The organism is Paenibacillus sp. FSL L8-0494, from assembly GCF_038003695.1.
Lineage (GTDB): Bacteria > Bacillota > Bacilli > Paenibacillales > Paenibacillaceae > Paenibacillus_AQ > Paenibacillus_AQ odorifer.
The window spans coordinates 4064447-4086971 of sequence record NZ_JBBOPQ010000001.1 but is presented as its reverse complement, the minus strand read 5'-3'; the positions used below and the strand labels follow the sequence as shown (position 1 = coordinate 4086971).

Sequence of the window (22525 nt, the reverse complement as noted above, 5' to 3'; positions counted from 1 at the left end):
CTTGTCCTCTATCATCCATAGTCAGTTTGACATCAACGTGCTGGACGTCCTAAAGATTCAATATCAGAAGCGGATCCTGTTCGATTATGTCCAGTCTTGTTATACCGTCTCTTATATCCAAAAAGGTGAGGTATTGACGACATCCTCCGAAGGAGAATATGTTGCTTCTGCCGGAGATGTGATGATCCACCGTCCTAACGAGCCTTTTAATGTGATCTCCAAAACGGATGGCGTACATTATCTGTTTAATATTAACGCTAAAGTTAAAGACGGAGATGACTTCTTTAAGTTATTCCCTTTAGGCAAGGTGATTCGGGTCCGGGATCGAAGCGAATATGAGCGAAGGTTTGACGAGTTGCGAAACCTGTGGTTGCAGGAGGAAGATGATTTCAGGAATGTTCAGGTCGGTTCATTGGCATTTTTTCTTCTTTATGAAATTATGGAGAGTACCAAGCTTGGCGGGCGACGTTCTTCACGAGATCCCTTTATCACGGACCGCTTTAATGAAGCGTTGCAATATATGGAGGAGAGGCTTGATCAGGAGATTAGTAGAGAGGAGCTTTCCAAGCTCTATCATATGAATCCTGTTTATTTTAGCCGGGCATTTCAGAAAATATATAAACTGACACCCATGCAAATGCTGCGAAAATTGCGGCTGCAGCAAGCTAAACAAATGCTGGAATATACGGATTTTACAATCGAGCATATCTCCCAGAGATGTGGTTATTATGATGCTTCACACTTCAGCAAGGTATTTCGTGGCGAATACGGCAAGGGGCCGGCAGAGTACCGGAAAAGTATCGAATTTACAAAAACAAACATCGCTACTCCATAGCGGAGCTTTCCATATTCATTTACTCTTATGAGCATGAGCAGATCATTCTAAGCTGCCCGAATCGAGCGTAACCATTTCGATGAAAAGGAAAGGCAGGGAATAACTCATGAGAATCTTGTATTTGGATTTGGATTCGCTTCGCCCGGACCATCTGGGATGTTATGGCTATCATCGGAATACCTCCCCGAATATCGATTCAATCGCAAAAGAAGGTGTCACCTTTACCAACTACTATTGTTCAGATGCTCCTTGCCTGCCGTCTCGTTCTGCTTTAATGTCCGGGCGATTTGGCATTCATAATGGGATTGTAGGGCATGGCGGAACCGCTGCTGATATGCGTAGAGAAGGAGCAAAACGTGAATTCAATGACCGGTTGGGGATGGAGAGCCTTCCGGCTATATTAAGGCAAGCTGCGATGAAAACTGCATCGATCAGCACCTTCTCCGAACGACACTCGGCTTGGACCTTTAACGCCGGGTTCCAAGAAGTGTTTAATGTTGGTGGCAGAGGGCATGAGACGGCAGAGCAGGTGCTTCCAGTGGCACTTAAATGGCTTGAGGATAATGGGGAGTCCGAAAATTGGTTTCTGCACCTGAATTTCTGGGATCCGCATACACCTTATCGTACACCTGAAAGCTACGGTAATCCGTTCGAGAAGGAGCCTTTACCCGATTGGATCACGGAAGACGTGTTTGAGCTTCACCGAAATAAGAAGGGGCAGCATAGTATTGAAGATATGAATGCGCTCGCGAAATCGCATTATCAGCAGCATTTCAGGCATCAGCAGGAGATAGAGAACCGTGATGACCTGCGTGTTATCTTTGACAACTATGATGCTGGAGTTAAGTATCTGGACGAGCATCTCGGAAAAGTTTTTTCTAAGCTGAGAGAACTTGGCGTGATGGAAGATACGGCTATCTTGATCTCTGCGGATCATGGAGAGAGTCTGGGTGAACTAGGAATTTACTCCGAACATGGCACAGCAGACGAGGCGACTTGCCGTATTCCGATGATTGTTCGCTGGCCAGGGGGCAAGAAGGGAATCGTGGAGGAGGGGCTACATTATCACCTTGATCTAGGACCTACATTAGCAAGCCTTTTGAATTTGAAAGCGGCTGCTTCTTGGGATGGTGAAAGTTATGCAGGTACCATTCTGGAGGGGGATTTGGGAGGGCGTGAGTATCTCGTAATCTCACAATGTGTGCATGTGTGTCAACGCAGCGTTCGGTTTGCGGATTGGTTATATATACGTACCTATCATGACGGACACCATGGATTCCCGCAAGAAATGCTGTTTGATTTGAAGCATGATCCTTATGAACAACATAATCTTGCCGAAGTGCGTAAAGACGTTTGTATGGAGGCTGTCTATCTGTTGAATGAATGGCATGATAATATGATGGGCTCCATGGATTGTGATATCGATCCATTATGGACAGTACTTATGGAAGGTGGACCCTACCATGCCAAAGAGTATCTGAGCTCATCCTTATAGGATGCTTAATAATATCCTAGTAAATGCGGCGAATGAAAGACATATGAAATGGAGGTTGCCCTGAATGGGCAACCTCCCTATTTATGTTCTCGCTTTTTGTGGATCTATTAAAGATCCGGGAAGCCTCAAAACGGTCTTCGTCCCGCTACCCTCCTTACTATACAGCAGAACGCCGCAAGGATCGCCATACTTAAGATTTAGACGATTATTGACATTTAGGAGACCGATATGATCTCCTGATTCTATATTCTTACCAGCCAGCAACTCCGTAAGTTGTTCCAGTCTTGTTGTATCGATGCCTACACCATTATCTTCTACCACGATTTCAAGCAGCCCCGCTTCGTTTTTCTCTACGGAGATCAGCAAAATTCCTTGTCCTTGTGCCTCAAGCCCATGACCAAGCGCATTTTCAACAATAGGTTGAAGGATCATTTTAGGCACGGGAATGTGTAACCATTCCTGGGGACACAACAGCTTGTAAGTAAATTTGTCCGGGAAACGGCCTTGGTAAATCCTCACACAAGATTCCGCGATTTTCAGCTCTTCCCCAAGAGTTACCTCCTCTTTGCCTTTGATGCTGTACTTGAGCATTGTGCTTAAGGCGGTAGTCATCTCGAAGATATCCCGATTTCCTTTTACGATCGCAACGCCCTTGATTGTATCTAAAGTATTGCTTAAGAAATGCGGATTAATTTGACTTTGTAAATACGAATATTCCGCCCGCTGCTTTTCCAGATCGGTCAGATAAAGTTGAGTTGAAGCATCGATTAATTGGTCCGTCAAATCGTGGATCCGTGTGGTCATATCGTTGAACTGTCGAGAGATGATTTCAATCTCAGCATAGCCCTTTAAATCGACCTTGTTGTTCAATATCCCCAGACTTCCGCCCTTTAATTGATTCATATAGCGCATAAGCCTAGACAACGGTCTTAAGAGATTCATCATAAGCACAGAATAGGGGATAGAGACGACCAGCAAGATTAAGGCTAGAAGAGCATAGCTGACCTTCTTCAATTTCTCCAGTTCTTTCATTAAATTATGGACAGGAACAGCGGTTATGATTTTTCCAGAGATCTCCGGTAAGCTAAAGGACTGAATTGCATATTTCTTTCCATGAACGGTCTCGACGATGGACTCTCCATCCCTTCCAGTTGCCCGAGTTTGAAACTGCTGGAGCATATCCTCCGGCTCATTGCTATTAGAGTAGATCATGCCTTTATCATCCATCATAAAAAAGCTGGTTCCGACCAATCGGGGATACTCAGAAATTTCAGTTTGAATGGCCTTCATATCTACAATAACTGCGAGATAGCCAATTTTTTCACCATATAGGGACGTGTCACCTGAAGCGAAGATGTTCATCCCGAAAAGCAGTTTTCTCTTGTCGATGACTTTGTCTGGAGGACTGTATCCGCGATAATGAACGATTCCATCCTCCTCAGCTGTTTTCATAAGATCGATAGCATATTTTGTTCTTCCTGCTAAGGAAATACGTGTGTTTGAGCTGCCGATAACAATAATATCTAAGATATCCGTGTTCATATTTCGGGCGATGCTCAACAATCCTTCAACTTTTTGGGATAGATCGTAGACTCGAAGCTTATCATTCTCGACTAGGAACTTTTGGACGGTCGAATCGTAACCCACATTCATCATCATGGAAGAAACGTTGGCATAGTTGTCAGAAATCCGTTGCTTGAGGAGGGAGACCAGCTCTGTATTGTATTGCGTATTTTGATTAATGATAGTTTCGCTTGATAGTTGGTAGACTCGTGAAACGATGATTGGGATAATGGCAACAATAAATAACCCGAATAGCAAAACCTGAGTTCGGATGGATAGTCTCTTAAATGTCTTCATTGTTTTGTTCCCTATATTGTGTAGGTGTCATTTTGAGATGCCGTTTAAAAATTCGTGTGAAATAGAAATAATCCTGAAAACCGCATTTCTCACCGATTTGGTAAATGGAAAGGTTGGTTTCGATCAGCGTTTTACAAGCGTATTCAATTCGTAAACGACTGATATGTTCGATGATGGTCTCGCCGACCTCTTTTTTGAATAATTGGCATAAATAATTTGGACTTAAAAAAAACTGATTGGCTAAATGCTGGATCGAAATTTCTTGATTGAAATGGTTGCGGATGTATAACATGATTTCTTTGACTTTGTGGTTTGAGATTCGTGAAATATCAGATTCGTTTCTGTTCATAAAAATATCAAGTGTCATAAGAATCAGATCATCGATCATAGCTTCAGCCGTGCCGTACCGATAATAGAGCTGTTCATATCCTTCAAAAAAACGGCCGCTAACCCGAGTCCCTTCCCGAGGAAATAAGTAGAGGATCGATGTATAGAGCAAATAGGCTTCTTTAATGGTGAACGTTCCCTCTTTGAATAATTTCTTTATCGATTCCATGGCTGCTATGAAACCGAGCCGGTCTTTATTATGAAGAATCCGGGAAATCTCTTTGAGTTTCTCGTCGATCGGTATTTCCTGCTGTGGATTCACCCGGTAACATCCGGGCATCCCCGTTGTGAACATACTGAAAGCAGCATGAGAGGCGGACTCTAAAGATGCATCCAATTGTTGTATATCCGAAATAGGAGGACCGATCCCGACTCCGCACTCTTGTACAACTTCTGTTTGTTCAAGACCCTGGAGGAAGACTTCGTATTGGCACTCTTCTAATAAGTATCCATACCTACGGCGGCTCATTGGGAAGACCAGGGAAGAGAACTGCCCGACATCTACAGGTGAACTTAACCCTTGGATAACAATGGGGATATGAGGGGTATCTTTCGACAAGGGTATTTTCTTCTCATCCAACCATAAGTTAATTCGTTCAAGATCTCCGGAACAAACCGCTTCATAAAGTTCGAAGTCGTGGATAGGTTGTTCTTTAACTGTCTTGGAATCGTGTTGCTGGGCTATTCGGTTGAGCATTCCTTCAATTTCTTCGATTTCAAAGGGTTTGAGACAATATCCGAAAGTACCATAATTCATCGCTTTTTGTGCATAAGCGAACTCGGCATGTCCGCTGAGTACGATAAAGATCGTATCAGCTGCGATGGCCTTGCCACGTTGAATGAGCTCTAGTCCATTCATAACAGGCATCTTGATATCTGTTAGAACAAGGGTGGGGCGAAGCGATTGAATTAATTGAAGGGCTTCTTGCCCGTTTTCGGCATCGCCGATTACTTCAAAGCCGTATTTCTTCCAATTCACTCCTGCTTTAATTCCTTCTACAATCCACTTCTCATCATCTGCAATAATCACTGAACGCATAAGTGAATCCCCCTTTCTTTATAGAGCTCTTAGATTTATCCTAGCGATTGTGGACCAAGGGGGGTATGGACTATCTTACGCTCACTATGTCCGATATTACGAGTCACGGGAAGGTCACCCGCCAAGGTGTGAAAAATCCACATGACCGGAGTTGTATTCTCTATACAAGAGAATTTACACTCCCGATATAATTTACCATATAAATCGCTTACAAGCATAACAATCTCATACAGAAAGGTGGGGAGAAGATTGGCTGATTCTGTAACCGCTCGAACGCCTAAGCGAAGCTTAAAAACTCTTGCTCCAAAGCAAAGTTTAGGGAAAACGATTTTACAGTACAAGTATTTTTACCTTATGGTTCTACCGGTGTTAATCTGGTACGCCCTCTTCAGCTATGCTCCCATGTACGGTGTAACGCTAGCGTTCAAAACATTTAATTACAGTGAGGGGATTCTGGGCAGTCCTTGGGTTGGATTGGAGAATTTTCAAACGCTGCTGACCGACCCCGATTTTCGCAAGGCGTTTTGGAATACGGTCATTATCAGCTTGATGAAGCTGGTCACTCATTTCCCGATGCCCATTATCCTGGCGATTGTTTTATATGAGTTTTCCAGGACAAAAATGAAGCGGTTTTTTCAGACGATCCTGACGTTCCCGCATTTTATATCGTGGGTTGTACTGTCGGGGATTATTATCAATATTTTAAGCAAAGACGGGATTTATAACCAGATCATCATGCTGTTTGGTGGAGATCCGAATTCTCCTCTTGTCGATGAAAGTGCATTCAGACCCGTTCTGTATATCACGCATGTGTGGCGAGAGATCGGTTGGGATTCAATCATTTACCTGGCGGCTCTGGCAGGGATCAATCCTGAGCTGTTTGAAGCGGCTGAAGTAGACGGAGCGAACCGGTTTCGCCGTTTGCTAAACATCGCATGGCCGGGTTTGAAAAGTACAGTCGCAGTCCTGCTAATCCTTCAAGTTGGACAACTACTAACCCAAGGTTCGAGCTTCGAGCAAATTTTCAACCTGTATAGTTCGCCGGTATATTCGGTTGCCGACACGATCGATACTTACATTTATCGGACTTCATTCACGATTGGAGGAGACTTTGGATATATGACCGCCGTGGGTGTCGTAAAGTCCATTATCAGCCTAATCCTTTTATGGGCGGCCAATACGTTCGCTAAGAAGATGGGCGAGGAAGGACTGTATTAATCTGCAGGAAAAGGGGAGAAGCAAGTGACCGACATAACGGTTAAAAAGAGAAAAAAGTGGAGTGTTTTCGATATCGTCGCATTCGTGGTGCTGGGGCTCCTAGCAATAGTAACATTTTTTCCCTTCTATAATGTTCTTATTATCTCTGTGGCAAAGTTCGAAGCGATTAGTAAAAGCGACTTTTATATTTTTCCGCTTTCGTTTGACCTGTCCGCTTACAAGCTTTTGCTTCAGGATATGAAGTTTTGGACTTCCATCTTTAATTCTGTCATCGTAACAGTGGTTGGCGTGTTGTTCAGCATGACAATCTCTGTGGCGGGAGCTTACGCATTATCCAAGCGGGGTATGCCCGGCAGAAACATAATGCTTAGCTTGATCTTGTTCACTATGTTTTTCAATGGCGGTTTAATTCCTTTTTACTTAGTCGTTAAAGATCTAGGATTCGTAAACAATATACTCGTCATGATCATCCCTGCGGGTCTCAATACGTTTTATCTAATCATTATGAAAAACTATTTCAATACCATTCCAGAAAGCTTGGAAGAATCGGCTAAGCTGGATGGGGCGAATGATCTGTACATTCTTTTCAAAATCATTATTCCAATTTCTGCTCCATTCATGGCGACTTTTGCTTTGTTCTATGCTGTGGAAAGATGGAATGAATGGTGGTATGCATTAATTTTTATCAGTGACGCGGCAAAAGCACCCCTTCAGATTTATCTACGGGAGACACTTATTACTTCGAATTCCTTGCTAAGCCAAATGGCACAAACGATGGCCGAGCAGGAGCAGACGGGGAAGGTCTACACACCTGCACTTCAAATGGCAGCGATTGTAGTTTCGAGTATTCCGATTATTGTTGTTTATCCGTTCCTGCAGAAGCATTTTAATAAAGGCATTATGGTGGGTTCAATAAAAGGATAAGAAAGATTTTAAATAGATTGATTCTATCCTAAAATAGTATAAAGGGAGGTTTCAAGCATGCATAGAAAGAAAATAATGACATTGGCATTATGTATAACTTTGTTGGCTTCAGTACTCACGGCTTGCGGTGGAGGCAATAACGGCAAAGGGCAGGCTGGTTCAAACGGTGAAACATCTCCGAATTCTTCTAACTCCACTGATAATCCTTACAAGGATCCAATGACTATTTCTCTTGGGTTTTGGGATGCGGATGCCGAGATTGCTAACCTCGAAAAGGACCCGATCGCTAAACAAGTGTTGGAGAAATTCAACATCACACTAAAACCTGTCAATTTGTCTTGGGATGACTATACCCAGAAGATTCAAATGTGGGCCGCCTCCGGCCAATTGCCAGACATTTTCGCGATCGACGCCGTCGGTACACAATATCAGCGCAAATGGGTGAATCAAGGCGTTGTTAAAGCGCTCCCGGATCTTTCAAAGTATCCGAATCTTGCAAAATACTTCGAATCGCCAGATATTAAAGGATTAGGAGTAGATGGAAAGTATTATACTGTACCTCGCCGGATGTTCCCGAGTGTCGATTGGAGTGCACTGGACCGTATGGTTTTCTATCGTTGGGATCTTGCTCAAAAGGCTGGGATCACCAAAGAACCAGAGACATGGCAAGAGTTTGAAGCCATGCTTGATGCAATCGTAAAGTCGGATCCGGAAGGCAAGCATGTTACTGGTCTTACGACGACAACTACCAAGATGCTGGGCGGATTCTTCTGGTTGTATGGCAACCCGGTTGCTACTAGTGATGGAAGCGGCAGTGATTTTAAATGGATCAAAGAGGATGGAAAGTTTATCCCTGCTGTATTCTCTAAAAATGCGCTGCCAGCGCTGCAAAACATGAAGAATATGTACGAAAAAGGATTGATCGATCCAGACATCGCGCTTGTTAAACCAGCAGAGTCCTATGACAATTTCGTAGCAGGCAAAGCAGCTGCTCTCCTGAGCGGTGGAGGTTTCATAAATTTAAATAGCGATATGTATGAAAAACGCTGGAAAACAGCTTATCCGGATAAGGATATGACGGAGAGCGTGAAGGCGCTCAAGCCGCTTATCGGTCCTGATGGTGAACGTTCACATTCCATCTTTAAAACATACTGGTCAGAAAGCTATTTCAGCAATAAGATTGACGATAAAAAGATGGATCGCATCATGGCACTCTATGATTATGTGTTGTCTCCTGAAGGCAAGGATCTGTTGACTTATGGCATCGAAGGTGTAGATTACAAGCTCGAAAATGGGCAGAAGGTTGTCATTGAAAAGGGTTCGTTAAATGAGAAGTATCCAGCTAGCAGATTTCTGAAGAATTTGGTAGCTTATGAAACTTCAGATAGCTATAACATGGATAACCCGACGATTGCTAACGAAGGAATCCGCAAAGAAGCTGTCGATTACATCGACTGGATTCAGAACAATACAAAGGTGCCAGAATACGACATTCGGTTAACTTATATGTCCACCCCAACAAAGGATAAATTTACTGTGCTTGACCATGATGATTTGCTTAAGATCATGCTTTCTAAAGAACCCGTTGAGAGTTACTGGAATAGCATTGTGAACGATTATAAGGCTAAAGGCCTTGATAAAATGATAGAGGAAGTAAATGAGAAGGCCAAGGAACAAGGTATTGAATAATGGATGGATAGAGAAGATCCGGGCGGAAGTAGCCCGGATCTTCCGTTTAATTATTTGAAGTATGGTTTAGACTGTGCGGCGCTACTAACCGCATACTTATAAGATTGGGAGGGTAAAGTTTATGAAACTTAGCATTCACTTGACCGGGTTAACCGAGAAACAGTTAGCAGCAGTTTCAGAAGTAGCGGGAATATTGAGTATACGAATGGAACGCTCAGGGATACCAGTGAATTGTATTAAGCAAGGGAAGGGCTTTCGAATATCTTACGATGAGGCTCAAGTCACCATTGCGTATGGACAGGAACATCAGTTGATCCGGGCACTCAGCCGATTTCTTGAGAACGTACGCCGTGGAGAACGAGTTGAAATTAATGAACGGCCGGTTTATGAACAGTTAGGCTTCATGGTAGACTGTTCGCGAAATGCGGTTCTTAACTATCAAGGATATAAGGAATTGATCCGGCGTTTAGCGCTTATGGGATATTCAACGGTTCAGTTGTATTCGGAAGACACCTACGAACTGGAGGGATACCCTTATTTCGGCTATTTGCGAGGCCGATATACTGGAGATCAAATTCGGGAGCTGGATCAGTATGCCGCGTTATTTGGCATAGAACTGGTTCCTTGTATTCAGACCCTGGCCCATCTCGGCCAAGCATTGAAATGGCAGGCACATGCACCGCTTGTGGATTTCCAGGATATTCTCCTTATTGATGATCCCAGAACTTATGAGTTAATTGATCGAATGTTTGCTTTTATGTCGGCTCATGTAAGCAGTCGCCGCATAAATATCGGGATGGACGAAGCTCATATGATGGGACTTGGTAAATACCTGGATAAGCATGGGTATCAGGATCGATCTTCATTAATGTTAAAACACTTTAGCACTGTTATGGAGATCGCCAGAAAATATGCTTTCCAGACGATGATGTGGAGCGACATGTTTTTCCGTCTGGCCAGTTCCGGAGAATATTACGATGCTGAAAGTCCAATTAGCCCTGATATTGTAAAGCTGATTCCTGAAGATGTTACCTTGATCTACTGGGATTATTATTCGGAAACGCAGGAGAAATACGACGGGATGTTAAGCAAACATAAGCAGCTGAATGATCATATTGGATTTGCAGGTGGTGCTTGGAAATGGATGGGCTTCGCGCCAAACAATGAATTCAGTCGCCATGTCAGTCTGCTGGCTCATGATAGCTGTGTTAAGCATGGAATTCAAGAAGTGTTGATTACCGCATGGGGAGATAATGGCGCTGAAGCTTCCGTTTTCTCGGTTCTTCCTACCCTTCAACTTTGGGCGGAGCTGAGCTACACGGGATGTTTCGTGGAGAACCATGTCAAAGAAAGATTCAGCAGCTGTGTGCAAGGCAATTATGATGACTTTATGGCACTTGATGCGGCCAACCTGGTTCTGGGTAATTCGGCTCCGGGGGGATGTTCTATCAATCCGGCTAAATACTTGCTTTATCAAGATATTTTGTGTGGTTTGTTTGATCGACATGTTATTCCTAACGCGTATTCGAAGCATTATCAGCAAAGTGCAGAAAAGCTCGAACAGGCGATCACTCGCAATTCGTCTTGGCAATCCTTATTCTCTGTACAAGCCAGCTTGTGTCGCTTGCTCGAAATAAAGAGCGAAATCGGGATTTCTATACGCGACGCTTATCATCGGGGGAATTTAGAGGAATTGGCTCACTTTGCCAAGGTGACTTTGCCACAATTATCTGATTTGGCCAGACAATTCATGGACGACTATCGAGTGCAATGGGAGCTGGAAAATAAGGTATTTGGTCTTGATGTTTTTGATCTTCGTATGGGAGGAATGCTTGAGAGAATCAGAACGGCGATTCATCGAATCAATCGTTATGTCGAAGGGAACGTGGAGCAGATTACTGAATTAGAAGAGGAGCTTCTGACGTTCGACGGTCTTGTTGACGAGGGCGACCCCAGGACGATAAGTGCGAATTTATGGCACACGATTGCAACACCATCCGTGATCGCTGGGGTTTAAGGAGGGGGTGAGGTTATGATTGATACTAATCTGGACCATCAAAAGGGCACAAAGCAGCCCAACCTTTTGCTTATCACCGTAGATCAGATGCGTTTTGATTGCCTGAGCATTATGGGACATCCCGTCGTTGAGACACCCAACCTGGACGCTCTGGCATCAAGGGGGATCTTATTTGAGCACGCTTACTCGGCTACCCCCAGTTGTATTCCCGCCAGGGCTGCTATCATGACAGGAATGGGGCAGAGATCACATGGGCGGGTTGGTTATCAGGATAGGGTTGAATGGAATTACGCCCATACGATTGCCGGAGAGCTTGCTCAAGCTGGTTATCATACGCAGTGTGTTGGCAAGATGCATGTGTATCCTGCACGTAATCTATGTGGATTCCATAATGTGGTGCTTCATGATGGATATCTTCACTACAATCGGGATAAGAGCAAAACGTTACAGGATGAACACTATGATCAAGTGGATGATTATTTGCAGTGGCTGCGAAGACAAACTAATGCTAACTCGGATATCACTGATTTAGGCCTTGATTGCAACGCCTCAACGGTTGCCCGCCCCTGGCACTTGCCGGAAGCGATGCATCCCACGAATTGGTGCGTGACCGAGTCGCTAGACTTTTTGCGAAGAAGGGACCCTGGAAAACCATTTTTCTTATGGTCTTCCTTCGTTCGCCCGCATTCCCCATTGGATCCGCCACAATGTTATCTAGATATGTACAAGGACTTGGAATTTCCCGATCCTCCAATCGGAGACTGGGTGGACGAGAGTGCGGCCTTAAACGGAGCTAAGGATCCAACTTCTTCGTTCACTAATTTGCCAAAGCGCAGATTGGATCGTGCCCGTGCGGCGTATTACGCGCTAATTACGCATCTTGACGACCAAATTGGGAGGTTGATCAATGGGCTGCAGGAGTATGGAGTTTTAAATGAAACTTTGATTCTATTTACTTCTGATCATGGTGAAATGATGGGGGATCACCATTACTTCCGCAAATCTCTTCCTTATGAAGGAAGTGCTAAGATTCCTTTCATAGTGTTTGATCCGGGAGAAACGCTTGGACTTCTTGCAGGCTCCCGGCCTGATTCCATTGTAGAGCTTCGCGATATTATGCCCACATTTCTTGAAGCTGCTGGCGTCCAAATACCAGTTCCAGTAGAAGGGCAAAGTGTGTTGCCGCTGTGCAGGGGAGATCAGACATTATGGCGATCTTATATTCATGGGGAACAAGCCTATGGAGAAAAGTCCCACCACTTCTTAACGGATGGAAGAGAGAAATTTATTTGGTATTCTCAGACAGGGGAAGAGCAGTATTTTGATCTAGCGGCAGACCCCTCAGAGAAGATTAATGCGATAGGCTGTACTGATAAATTTGAGCGTATAAAAGAGTGGAGAGAGCGTCTTATTCACGAGCTGGAGGGACGAGAGGAAGGGTTTGTAAACAACGGCGAATGGATTGCCGGACGCCCAATATCTCATATTCTAAAGGCATCCCAATTGGGGAAATAATCATAACATAGGGCAACCAGAACTCACAGGTTGCCCTACGTCTGTTACGGATATAAAGAAAGGTTAGTGAATTTACCAGCTACTCCGGCGTTCAGGCAAAGGGTCCTGATCTTGAATCATTCGATGGACGAGCAATTCAACCATCGAATGGCGAATATCACTATAATCGGGATCTTCAAAACGATTGGAGTTTTCATGAGGATCCTCTTTCAAATCATACAATTCGCCGTAGGTCTCACCTGCGAAAATCACCAGCTTATAACGTGTTGTACGCAAACACTTAGCGTTAATGCCGCGGTCATGAGCAATATAAGCGGTCAGGGCAGAATTGCGCACATGGGACTCTCTTCCAGCCAGCACCTCCATCTGTGACACACCTTGAATTCCGTAGGGAGTTTTGAGACCTGCGGCTGCAAGCAGTGTGGGGACAATATCAACATGTTCCATCAAAGCAGGGACCCGTTGCCCGGAAGCAATCCCAGGACCGCGTACGATCATCGGGATTCGTGTTAACCCTTCATAAAACCACGGCCCCTTGTAAATTAGTCCATGGTCACCGAGCAGTTCTCCATGATCGCTGGTAAAGAGGATGACTACATCATCGTACATTTCTTTTTGACGCCAAGCTTTTATAATACGTCCGATCTGCGCATCAATGAAGGTAATCATCGCATAATAATTTCGGGTGAGCCGTTTCATATGCGCTTCATCAAGAGAATGCTCCTCACCGCCACCAGGCCAATATCCTCCCTGACTCTGACGCAGCAGATGTGGAGGACGAAGATGCACGTCATCTGCTTCTCTGGCTGGAGATGGAATGTCAGTGTCAGCGTACATATCCGCGTAAGCTTTTGGAGGGTCAAAGGGGTGATGTGGATCGACGAAACTGGTCCATAAAAATAGCGGTTGCTCGGTTTTGTGGGCGAGGATAGCATCGATACTCCGTTCAGCAATCCAATAAGTCTGATGCAGCTCCGGAGGGAGTTCGCTCTCCCACACATCGTTTTGAGCATTAGAAGCTCTGTAATGGTCCTTGCTGAAACGCTCTGCCACTTCAGGGTTACGCTGTCTAAGCCACTCCATATATTCCCCGATACAATTATCTTCCGTAATATGATGTTCATCAAATCCGTAGTACGTTCCATCGGAAGCTCTTCCGCGGTCACGATAAGCAGGCTCTTCATATTCTTGTGAAAAGTTCCCCTTCATCTGAGGGCGGAAATGCATCTTTCCTATACCGATGGTTTCATAATCCGCTTTCTTTAAATGATCGCATAAGGTAAGTTCGTCTTCTCTGAGTGTGGTACCGATGTTCCAGGCACCATGAACATGCGGATACCTGCCTGTAAAAATGGAAGAACGTGAAGGCGTGCAAACGGGACTAGCGCAGTAAGCGCCAGTGAAGAGTGTGCCTTCCGAAGCAAGCTGGTCAAGTTCAGGTGTCAGTACGGAAGCGTTTTCGATACCTAGTGCGTCCGCGCGCATTTGATCTGTGGTAATTAACCAAATATGAGTTCTTTTTGACATCCGTAATAACCCCCTATGAATATAGTGTATAGCATCACAAAAGCCCCTAGCAACCAATGAATTCTCCATATATTTCATTAGAATCGTCCATATGGGTTGATATTTTTATTACCTATAATTAAATAGTCTATCTCAATGTTGGAGGAGAAATTATATGCGGAAGTTATCCATATCAGGGGATCATTTTATATTGGACGAACAACCCATCCGGTTGCTTTCTGGTGCGCTTCATTATTTCCGGATCGTTCCGGAATATTGGCAGGATCGTTTGCTGAAGCTGAAGGCTTGTGGATTGAATACTGTTGAAACCTATATTCCTTGGAATTTACACGAACCAGAGGAGGGGAACTTCAATTTTGCTGGATTTGCTGACATCGAGGCTTTCGTTAGACTTGCCGGAGAGCTTGGTTTGCACGTGATTTTGCGGCCAAGTCCTTATATTTGTGCGGAATGGGAATTCGGTGGATTGCCAGCTTGGTTACTTGCGGACAATAACATACAACTGCGTTGTAATGATAACGTCTATTTATCTAAGTTGGATGCCTATTTCGATGAGTTGCTTCCACGTCTGCGGCCCTTGTTAAGCACTAACGGTGGGCCTGTGCTTGCCCTTCAAATAGAGAACGAATATGGAAGCTTTGGTAGTGATAAGACTTACCTGAATGATCTAAAGGCAGGAATGATCGCCCGCGGCATGGACGTTCTGCTGTTTACTTCAGATGGAGCTGAAGATCATATGCTCCAAGGCGGTATGATTGACGGAGTGTTCGCCACTGTAAATTTTGGTTCACGGGCAAAGGAAGCCTTTGCTAAACTACGTGAATATCAGCCTACGGGACCGTTGATGTGTATGGAATTCTGGAATGGATGGTTTGACCACTGGATGAAACCGCATAATACACGCCCCGAATCTGAAGTAGCGGAGACTTTGGATGAAATGCTGGCTTTAGGAGCCTCTGTTAACTTCTATATGTTCCATGGGGGGACGAATTTTGGATTTATGAATGGGGCAAATCTTTTTGACAAATATGAGCCCATCGTAACCAGCTACGATTATGATACGCTGCTGGACGAATCCGGTAAGCCAACTGCAAAATTCTATGCAGCACGAAAAATAATTGAGAAATACGTAACGTTACCGCCACTGGAATTACCGCCGTTTTTAAAGTCACAAGCTTATGGTAAAGTGTTGATGACAGAAGCAGCACCACTGTTCACTCAGTTAGACGTTTTGTCTACCCCAGAACATAGAGCATGTCCCGAGCCAATGGAGAAACTGGGTCAGAATCATGGGTTCATCTTATATTCGACGAGGATCAGTGGACCCCGCAGCAGTACGGAGCTCGTCCTTCAAGAAGTACGTGATCGTGCGCTTGTATTCGCGAATGGGGCCTTTGTCGGTACAGTTGAACGCTGGGATCCGCGAGGAATTCCATTAGAGGTTCCAACGGAGGGACTGCAGATCGACATCCTTGTGGAGAATATGGGGCGTGTAAATTATGGCCCGCTGCTTTGTGATCCAAAAGGCATAACCTGTGGCGTTAGACTCGGCTATCAATTCCTGCATGATTGGACCATTCATTCTTTGCCTTTAACCAATCTTAAGGGATTATCATTCACACCGATAGATTGCGAGCAACGTCAGCAGCCTACTTTTTACCGGGGGGGCTTTCAAGTCAGTAAGCCTGAGGATACTTTTTTGCGGCTGGACGGATGGAGTAAAGGTCAGGTTTTCATAAACGGCTTTAATTTAGGGCGCTACTGGGAGCAGGGTCCAACTAAAACACTATACTTACCAGCGCCGCTTCTGCGTCAAGGTGATAACGAGCTTATCTTATTCGAACTACATGGCGTAATGGAGCCAGTGGTTACTTTTGTAGATACACCGGAGCTCACATGATATTTAACGGGTGAGTAAGTATCATGATTCTATAGTACGGGTCTGATGATTTTTAATATATAATCAAGACAGCCCAACAATTTATAGGAACTGAAAATGCACGATTAGGGTGGGTTAGAGGAGGATTTTAAATGAGCTATGATTTGATGGCATTTGAGACGTCTAAAGCACCGCAAGAGAGAGCAGCGTTTATGGAGTGGTATGAGCAGCAAGTGCAGTGGTCGGAAGACCATGCCTATAACGATCCATCGGTTTTATCGGAGGCGCTGCAACGCTTTTATAGTGAGTTGTCTGAGCAATTTCCTAATATGAATGTAGAGGACGAGATTTTTGAGGCGATGGAGGAAGCCGGAACGGATAACCGGTTAACTGACTACTCGCTTGGCTCATCCGTCATCTATGCGGCTTTTGCGTATTCCGTAGCTGACGAAGCTTATACGGCGATGCGGGAGTTGGCTATAAAACATAAAGTTGGATTTTTTGATGTAAGCAGCAACGAAGGTGATATTATTTTTCCTTGTAGCAATATGATTTAGAGTGTAGACAGCTGGTTGCTCTCCTAGTTGTGAATGAAGGGGCAACCAGCATGTTTTTTATCTTCTTTACTCTACTACAGACGGAATAATACACTCCTTAATCAGAGGCCAGCGGTCACGAGGCTGAAGTGTGAATTCTGAGGCGATGGTTACGACAAGATCCTTTTCTGGAATGCAGCAAATGACATTACCACCATCACCTAACGCTGAGTAGGTGTAAACCCCGTCTTCTTCGCGTAGCCACCACAAGTAACCGTAATGATTAGGGTTCATCGCTGTTGATTCCTCAATCCATGTCTCCGAAATGATCTGATTTTGCTCCCATTGTCCACGGTTCAAATATAATAAACCAAAACGCGCCATATCGCGTGGAGACAACGTAAGTCCCCATCCTCCTGTGGTGATACGATTTGGGTCTTCCACCCACCCCTTCACATTTACCCCAAACAAATCATCGAACCCAAATGAGCTCATCTCATAATCCGGGATTTCATTCATTCCGATAGGTTTAAATAAACGTTCGTTGGCGAACTCACGGGCACTCTGTCCAGTGCTGCGCGTGATGATGGCAGAAAGCAGATGTGCTCCAGCGGTAGAATATTTGAAATCCCCAATTATTCCTTGTTGGCCTAGCATATCCAGCGTATATTTTACCCAGTCAGGCTGCATACACATTTGCTCCAGCGGTTCGTGCCAATCTGCAAAAGCATAAGGTGCGGTCATCGTAAGGAGATGGTGCAAGGTGATTTCTTGTTTTTGCGGATCTTGAGCAGCGTTTGGAACATAGTCCGGGAAAAACTCCAGTACCTTTTGATCTGCATTGTTAATAAAGCCAGCATCTATGGCAATGCCTATGAGCGCGGATATGATACTTTTTGTTACAGAGGCCACATGATGTGTGTCATTCGGGCCAGCGCCATTATAATATTTTTCATAAGCGATAGTTCCACTTCTTATCACAACAATCCCGTTGATATTGCTATACTCGGATTTGATCCTTGATTCTAGTTCTGAAAGCATATCAGCATCCATTCCCAAGTTTGCGGGGGCTGAGATTTGCCAATCTGAAGTTGGATAATTGTTTTTGAGCATGAAAGTAACTCCTTTATGAATTTTTTTTCTTTACTGGAAAATAGACCTCGGTAACCAGATCCTCAGGCACAGCGGCTTGTATCGGGTCCGTTACATATATTTCATAGGGCGAATTCACCATTTCATAACCTTCATTTTCTATCCATTCTCTCAGCTTTGCATAGACCGAGGTCAATTCTGAATAGGCGCCTTTAAGAACAGATCTCGCACAAAGAGCATCAGGCAAATCTCTTGTACCTTTTACAACCTCTTTTATGGGGAGAGCAAACTCTGTATCATTTCCGGCTGGATTATATTCACGGCTGTGATAAATTGTTATTGGCGTACCGAGCAAAGTGAGTTTTTCAGTGGCGATTTTTTCATAAAGCCCGCTAAAATAATGTCCATAACCTAGCGCATAGTCATCACTGCTCAACATCTGACGCGTAAAAAGAATATTCATAGGCTGAGTTTCAACAAGCTCTACTTTTATCTCATTCAGGTAGGACATCATGGGGATACCTTTCTCCAAATTTAATACATCACTATTGATTTGTTTTAAGGTGTATTCATAAGAACTTATTTTCTCCTGTATTTCTTTTTTCTTCAGATTAAGGGCTGAGTAGAGCTTCTCTTCTGAACGATCCTGTTCCCATTGCAAAATGTCTCTGATTTCTTCCAGCGAGAAATAATAAGCTTTTAGACGATTGATAAAAAGCATTTTTTTAAGTTGTTTGATGGAGTAATACCTGTAACCGTTCTCAGGGTTAATCTCATCGGGATGAATTAATCCGATCTCATCATAATATCGAAGCGTCTTCGTAGAAACTTCGCATATCTTCGAGAATTCTCCAATCGACAGCAAAAAGTCATCTCCTTTTTTCGTTTGAATTAAGCTTCATAGCCAAAACATCGATGTTTGGTTCTAGCTCTACTTAACACCTTACCCTAAGGTCAAAGTCAACAGCAAAATAGTAAACCGATTCCAAGGTTACGACAATATATAGGTGAATGGCCATTCAGAAAGGAGTAGCCAACGGGGCTACCCTTATTTATTAGAGTGTATCATTTTAGATAAAACCTTCAAATATTTCCCATAAAACTTCTAGAACATGTTAAGATTTTCACAAGAAAAGATTATAGGAATGGAGAGGAGAACATTTTGTCTAGAAAAAAATACGTATCTTTATTCGTTTTGTTTATCGTCCTGTTATCGGGATGCGAAAAAAACAATGCCGATATATCCAATAATACAGATGTAGATGTAACTGATGATCAAGAATATAACTTGCTGATTACGAATAACAGTCCGTTATTTTTAAAAAGTGTAGTTGTTACCGTTGATGAAGGAAATAACGTTCAAATTAACTCTTTGATCGACAGTAATATTAAGCATGGTGGGGTAGCAAAGTTCCCCATAGATAATGGAAAGCATTTATTTAAGGTTACACTCAATCCGAAAGATAATTACTCGGTCAGTAAAGAATTTAAGGAAGAATTTAAAGCAGGAGAGATTGTTGAATATCAGATCCTAATAGAACAAAACGAAGTATCTATTCAAAAGATTAAGGATATTAAATAGCAGACTCAATTATAGCAATGAAAAAGCAGGTGGACTTGCCACCTGCTTTACCGATCACCACACTTTAATATAATTTTTGCCCTTATTCAAAAGTGTAAGAGGTCCTAAAGTGCTTTTATGTTCTTTCTTTTTATCCAGAAAATCTGTATCCAGGATTATATTGCTGCCATCCGGATTCTCAAACTCGGCATCCACGATGCGCACCCGCGGCAAAGTCTCAGTTGAATGTACCTCACCTAAGAAGTTAACGAAGCTTTCAGGCAGATCAATAGAAAGGAATCCTTCATCTCCTTGATCTACAATAAAGAAGTCTGGACCAAAGCTTTCCTCAACCAGCTTTACATTCTCTCTTTCGAAAGGCTCAGCACCGTTTAAATAAGCGTTGTTATTAATGAACATAGGCTGTTCAACGAGTTCAAACTCCTCAAGATCACCGTGTAACTTATGGACATTCTCGATATACTCCGCCAAAGAGGTGGTGTAGTTATTGAAATGTGATGTTCCCACGCCTGTCCATCCGTCTTTTCCAACAATGATATTGTTGTAGAACCGATCGTCCCCACCATAAATAAGTGAGAAACCGGCAATTTTTGTACTATGCGGAAGATGATATTGCGTGGACCGATTTAGTACCTTACGATGAACCATCCTGCCGCCGATCAGATTGTTGATATAGGCTCCACCTTGGGCTACATTCTCCAAAGCATGTTTAGCTGTCAAGATATTATGGTCAACAATGTAGGGGCCATGGCTTACTTCTATAAACAAATCCCGGTGATTTTGATAGAACAGATTTTTACTGATTCTTGTCCCTTGGGTCTGCCAATCCAGCCATAAACCTAAAGTACAATCGTGAATCCGGTTATGGTGGATGTGAGTATCGATCGGTGCGTGAAGCTTGATCCCGGCAATTTCGTGGCCCCAGAATTCCCGTTTTATCGCAATGTTGTAAATATGGTTATGATGAATTTCGCTGAAAATACAACCTAAGTGGCCGACGATGGCATTTTGGCCGCAATCATAAATGGTATTATGGCGGATAAGATGTGAACCGATCGATTCTTTGCTCCAGCCCTGACGCTCAGCAGTAAAGACGGATTCAAGCTGATATTGATATCCGGGTTTGTCTTTTCGAATGGTACGGTAATTATGGCCTGTGGAAGCTTCTTTGCCGATACTGATAGCGCTGCATTTGGCATCGTGAATGATATTATTTTCAATAATCCAGCCTTTGCTCCAGTTAGTGCCCAGCAGTCCGGGCTGGTCTGCCGTTGGAGGTGCCCAAGGTGTTGCCGCATGCGCCATTTCAAAACCTTTTACAGTAATATAATCAATCCCGGTTTCTTCAGGGTAGAAACAAGATCTGCGTACATTGATTTCTACCAGTTCTTTGTTCGGGTTGGCACCTTGGAAATTAGCGTAAATCGTGGTGTGGTCAGGGCTTACTTTGGCAAACCAAACATAGGTCGTCTGTTTTGGATTTTGGACCGGAACCATCTCATGTGTCCAGAGATCCTTGAACTCCAGCTTTTCGACGGGAGCTGCCAGTTGATCATACTGACTGACCTCATAAAAAGACATGCCATTTAGATATACATCGCCTAAGTGTCTTGTCTCCTCTATAGTGACGAGCCAATCGCCAGACACTTCCTCAACATACGGATTAAAGCTGCCAAAAAACGTGTTCGGCAAGATCACTTTCCAAATATGATTCTCAACCTGCTGCCAATCTTGTATATGTTCAGAGCCTTTTATGACAACCTGCTCGTCTTCAGCGGCTTGATAAATAATTCTTCTTTGTTCGCTTAATCCTTTGTATCTCGGTTTTACCCATTCGCGATATATCCCTTCATGAACGATAATCTTGTCCCCAGCCACAGCTGCTGAAGCCGCTTTATTGATGGTTAAAAAAGGATCATGTTGAGTACCTTGACCTTGATCTGAACCAGTTTTTGATACGTGATATTCCATTGTCCTATAACCTCCGCTTGGTTGACTTTATCCAATATTATAGGAAATAACGTTGTTAGTTCTATACTTTATATAGTACACTTTAAGACAAAATTAGTGTTTTCGTGAAGGAGAATCTACTTGTGGCCCTTTTTTGAAAAACATGGTGTCGGCGAAAAAGATTACTTTAAACTCATTCCCTTGAAAAACTATCATTTTCCACTTCATTTTCATCGGGCATTTGAGATTATTTATGTCAACGACGGGCAGTTATCTATCACCATTGATGGGAAAAGCTATCAGGTGCAGAAAAATGATCTGGTTTTTATTTTTCCTAATCAGATGCATGAATTTGAGACGATTGATTTTTCGGAGATTATGGTAATCCTCTTCTCCACAGAATTGATAGGTGATTTTCACATGAATTATAAAAGCTTTATTCCAACTGACAATGTTCTCCATGCTGTGAATGAACCTGATTGTACAAAGCTGGATTCAATTTATAGCCAGAAAAGTTTCCTGTATGGTGTATGCGCGCAGTTGATCTGTCAGACATCATTTGCTCCAGTCAAACAGTCCCCGCAAACAAAGGTGCTCTATAAAATCCTGCTTTTTGTAGAACAAAATTATTCTGCCGATTGCACATTAAAAGCTGTAGCAAAACATCTGCAATATGATTACCCTTATTTATCAAAGCTATTTGTCCAGCTGATGAAAATGCCCTTCACAGATTACTTGAATCACTATCGTATCTCACAAGCATGTTATATATTAAAAAACTCGAATCTGACTATTGGTGAAGTTGCCAACCTTTGCGGCTATAGTAACTTACGGTCATTTCATCGGAATTTTCAGAAAATCACCCATCAATCGCCGAAAGGGTATCGGGTTTCCAATCCGCCTGATAAGAAAATGAACTAGAAGACTTTAAGAGGGTAGGGAAGAGGATAAAAAGAACTCCAAAACCACGAGTATAGTGG

The 22525-nt window shown here is 43.4% G+C and carries 17 protein-coding genes; 11 read left to right on the top strand and 6 right to left on the bottom strand.

Annotated features, from left to right (window positions below; translation table 11 throughout):
* The first annotated feature begins 1 nt into the window (after nt 1).
* Together NYE35_RS18545 and NYE35_RS18540 are read left to right on the top strand one after the other, a co-directional pair.
* Entirely contained in the window at nt 2–835 is an 834-nt protein-coding gene (locus NYE35_RS18545; protein ID WP_341121853.1) for an AraC family transcriptional regulator, read from the top strand.
* 106 nt (nt 836–941) lie between these two features.
* Nucleotides 942–2330: a sulfatase gene (locus NYE35_RS18540; protein WP_076146432.1), complete on the top strand. Its 1389-nt coding sequence runs from the start codon at nt 942–944 to the stop codon at nt 2328–2330.
* A gap of 81 nt (nt 2331–2411) precedes the next feature.
* Here NYE35_RS18540 and NYE35_RS18535 read toward each other — a convergent pair whose 3' ends face one another.
* Nucleotides 2412–4190 (bottom strand): cache domain-containing sensor histidine kinase, encoded by a 1779-nt coding sequence (locus tag NYE35_RS18535; RefSeq protein WP_036688197.1) that lies wholly within the window; start codon nt 4188–4190, stop codon nt 2412–2414.
* Nucleotides 4177–5616: a response regulator gene (locus NYE35_RS18530; protein WP_341121851.1), complete on the bottom strand. Its 1440-nt coding sequence runs from the start codon at nt 5614–5616 to the stop codon at nt 4177–4179. The genes NYE35_RS18535 and NYE35_RS18530 overlap by 14 nt, the downstream gene beginning before the upstream one ends.
* A 249-nt stretch (nt 5617–5865) precedes the next feature.
* Between NYE35_RS18530 and NYE35_RS18525 the strand changes: the two genes are divergently transcribed.
* The 5 genes from NYE35_RS18525 (at nt 5866) to NYE35_RS18505 (ending at nt 12979) form a co-directional block, all read left to right on the top strand.
* The gene (locus NYE35_RS18525) at nt 5866–6834 is read left to right on the top strand and encodes an ABC transporter permease (RefSeq protein WP_036688194.1); all 969 of its coding nucleotides are present in this window, start codon (nt 5866–5868) and stop codon (nt 6832–6834) included.
* 24 nt (nt 6835–6858) lie between these two features.
* On the top strand, nt 6859–7758 hold the full coding sequence (locus NYE35_RS18520; RefSeq protein WP_051491567.1) for a carbohydrate ABC transporter permease: 900 nt from the start codon (nt 6859–6861) through the stop codon (nt 7756–7758).
* A 57-nt stretch (nt 7759–7815) separates the two neighbouring features.
* On the top strand, nt 7816–9447 hold the full coding sequence (locus NYE35_RS18515; RefSeq protein ID WP_036688193.1) for an extracellular solute-binding protein: 1632 nt from the start codon (nt 7816–7818) through the stop codon (nt 9445–9447).
* 121 nt (nt 9448–9568) lie between these two features.
* Entirely contained in the window at nt 9569–11464 is a 1896-nt protein-coding gene (locus tag NYE35_RS18510; RefSeq protein ID WP_341121850.1) for a family 20 glycosylhydrolase, read from the top strand.
* Nucleotides 11465–11479: 15 nt separating this feature from the next.
* Nucleotides 11480–12979, top strand: coding sequence for an arylsulfatase (locus NYE35_RS18505; protein WP_076098969.1), 1500 nt, complete (start codon nt 11480–11482; stop codon nt 12977–12979).
* 72 nt (nt 12980–13051) lie between these two features.
* Here the strand turns inward: NYE35_RS18505 and NYE35_RS18500 are convergent, their stop codons facing one another.
* On the bottom strand, nt 13052–14506 hold the full coding sequence (locus NYE35_RS18500) for a sulfatase family protein (RefSeq protein WP_076098970.1): 1455 nt from the start codon (nt 14504–14506) through the stop codon (nt 13052–13054).
* A gap of 154 nt (nt 14507–14660) precedes the next feature.
* Between NYE35_RS18500 and NYE35_RS18495 the strand changes: the two genes are divergently transcribed.
* Together NYE35_RS18495 and NYE35_RS18490 are read left to right on the top strand one after the other, a co-directional pair.
* Nucleotides 14661–16406: a glycoside hydrolase family 35 protein gene (locus tag NYE35_RS18495; protein WP_341121849.1), complete on the top strand. Its 1746-nt coding sequence runs from the start codon at nt 14661–14663 to the stop codon at nt 16404–16406.
* A 131-nt stretch (nt 16407–16537) separates the two neighbouring features.
* Nucleotides 16538–16942: a hypothetical protein gene (locus NYE35_RS18490; RefSeq protein WP_341121848.1), complete on the top strand. Its 405-nt coding sequence runs from the start codon at nt 16538–16540 to the stop codon at nt 16940–16942.
* 66 nt (nt 16943–17008) lie between these two features.
* On the opposite strand, the gene NYE35_RS18485 is transcribed toward NYE35_RS18490, so the two are convergent.
* Nucleotides 17009–18034, bottom strand: coding sequence for a serine hydrolase domain-containing protein (locus NYE35_RS18485; RefSeq protein WP_339809952.1), 1026 nt, complete (start codon nt 18032–18034; stop codon nt 17009–17011).
* A gap of 13 nt (nt 18035–18047) precedes the next feature.
* A complete protein-coding gene (locus tag NYE35_RS18480) occupies nt 18048–18878 on the bottom strand; it encodes a MerR family transcriptional regulator (RefSeq protein WP_341043134.1) in 831 nt (276 codons plus the stop codon).
* A gap of 297 nt (nt 18879–19175) precedes the next feature.
* Between NYE35_RS18480 and NYE35_RS18475 the strand changes: the two genes are divergently transcribed.
* Nucleotides 19176–19595 carry a hypothetical protein gene (locus NYE35_RS18475; RefSeq protein WP_341121847.1) on the top strand — a complete coding sequence of 140 codons (420 nt, stop codon included), beginning with the start codon at nt 19176–19178 and terminating at the stop codon, nt 19593–19595.
* A gap of 54 nt (nt 19596–19649) precedes the next feature.
* On the opposite strand, the gene NYE35_RS18470 is transcribed toward NYE35_RS18475, so the two are convergent.
* Nucleotides 19650–21566, bottom strand: coding sequence for a right-handed parallel beta-helix repeat-containing protein (locus NYE35_RS18470; RefSeq protein WP_341121846.1), 1917 nt, complete (start codon nt 21564–21566; stop codon nt 19650–19652).
* 120 nt (nt 21567–21686) lie between these two features.
* Here NYE35_RS18470 and NYE35_RS18465 point away from each other — a divergent pair, with 120 nt between their 5' ends.
* Nucleotides 21687–22466: a helix-turn-helix domain-containing protein gene (locus NYE35_RS18465; RefSeq protein ID WP_076274782.1), complete on the top strand. Its 780-nt coding sequence runs from the start codon at nt 21687–21689 to the stop codon at nt 22464–22466.
* Nucleotides 22467–22525: the final 59 nt, after the last annotated feature.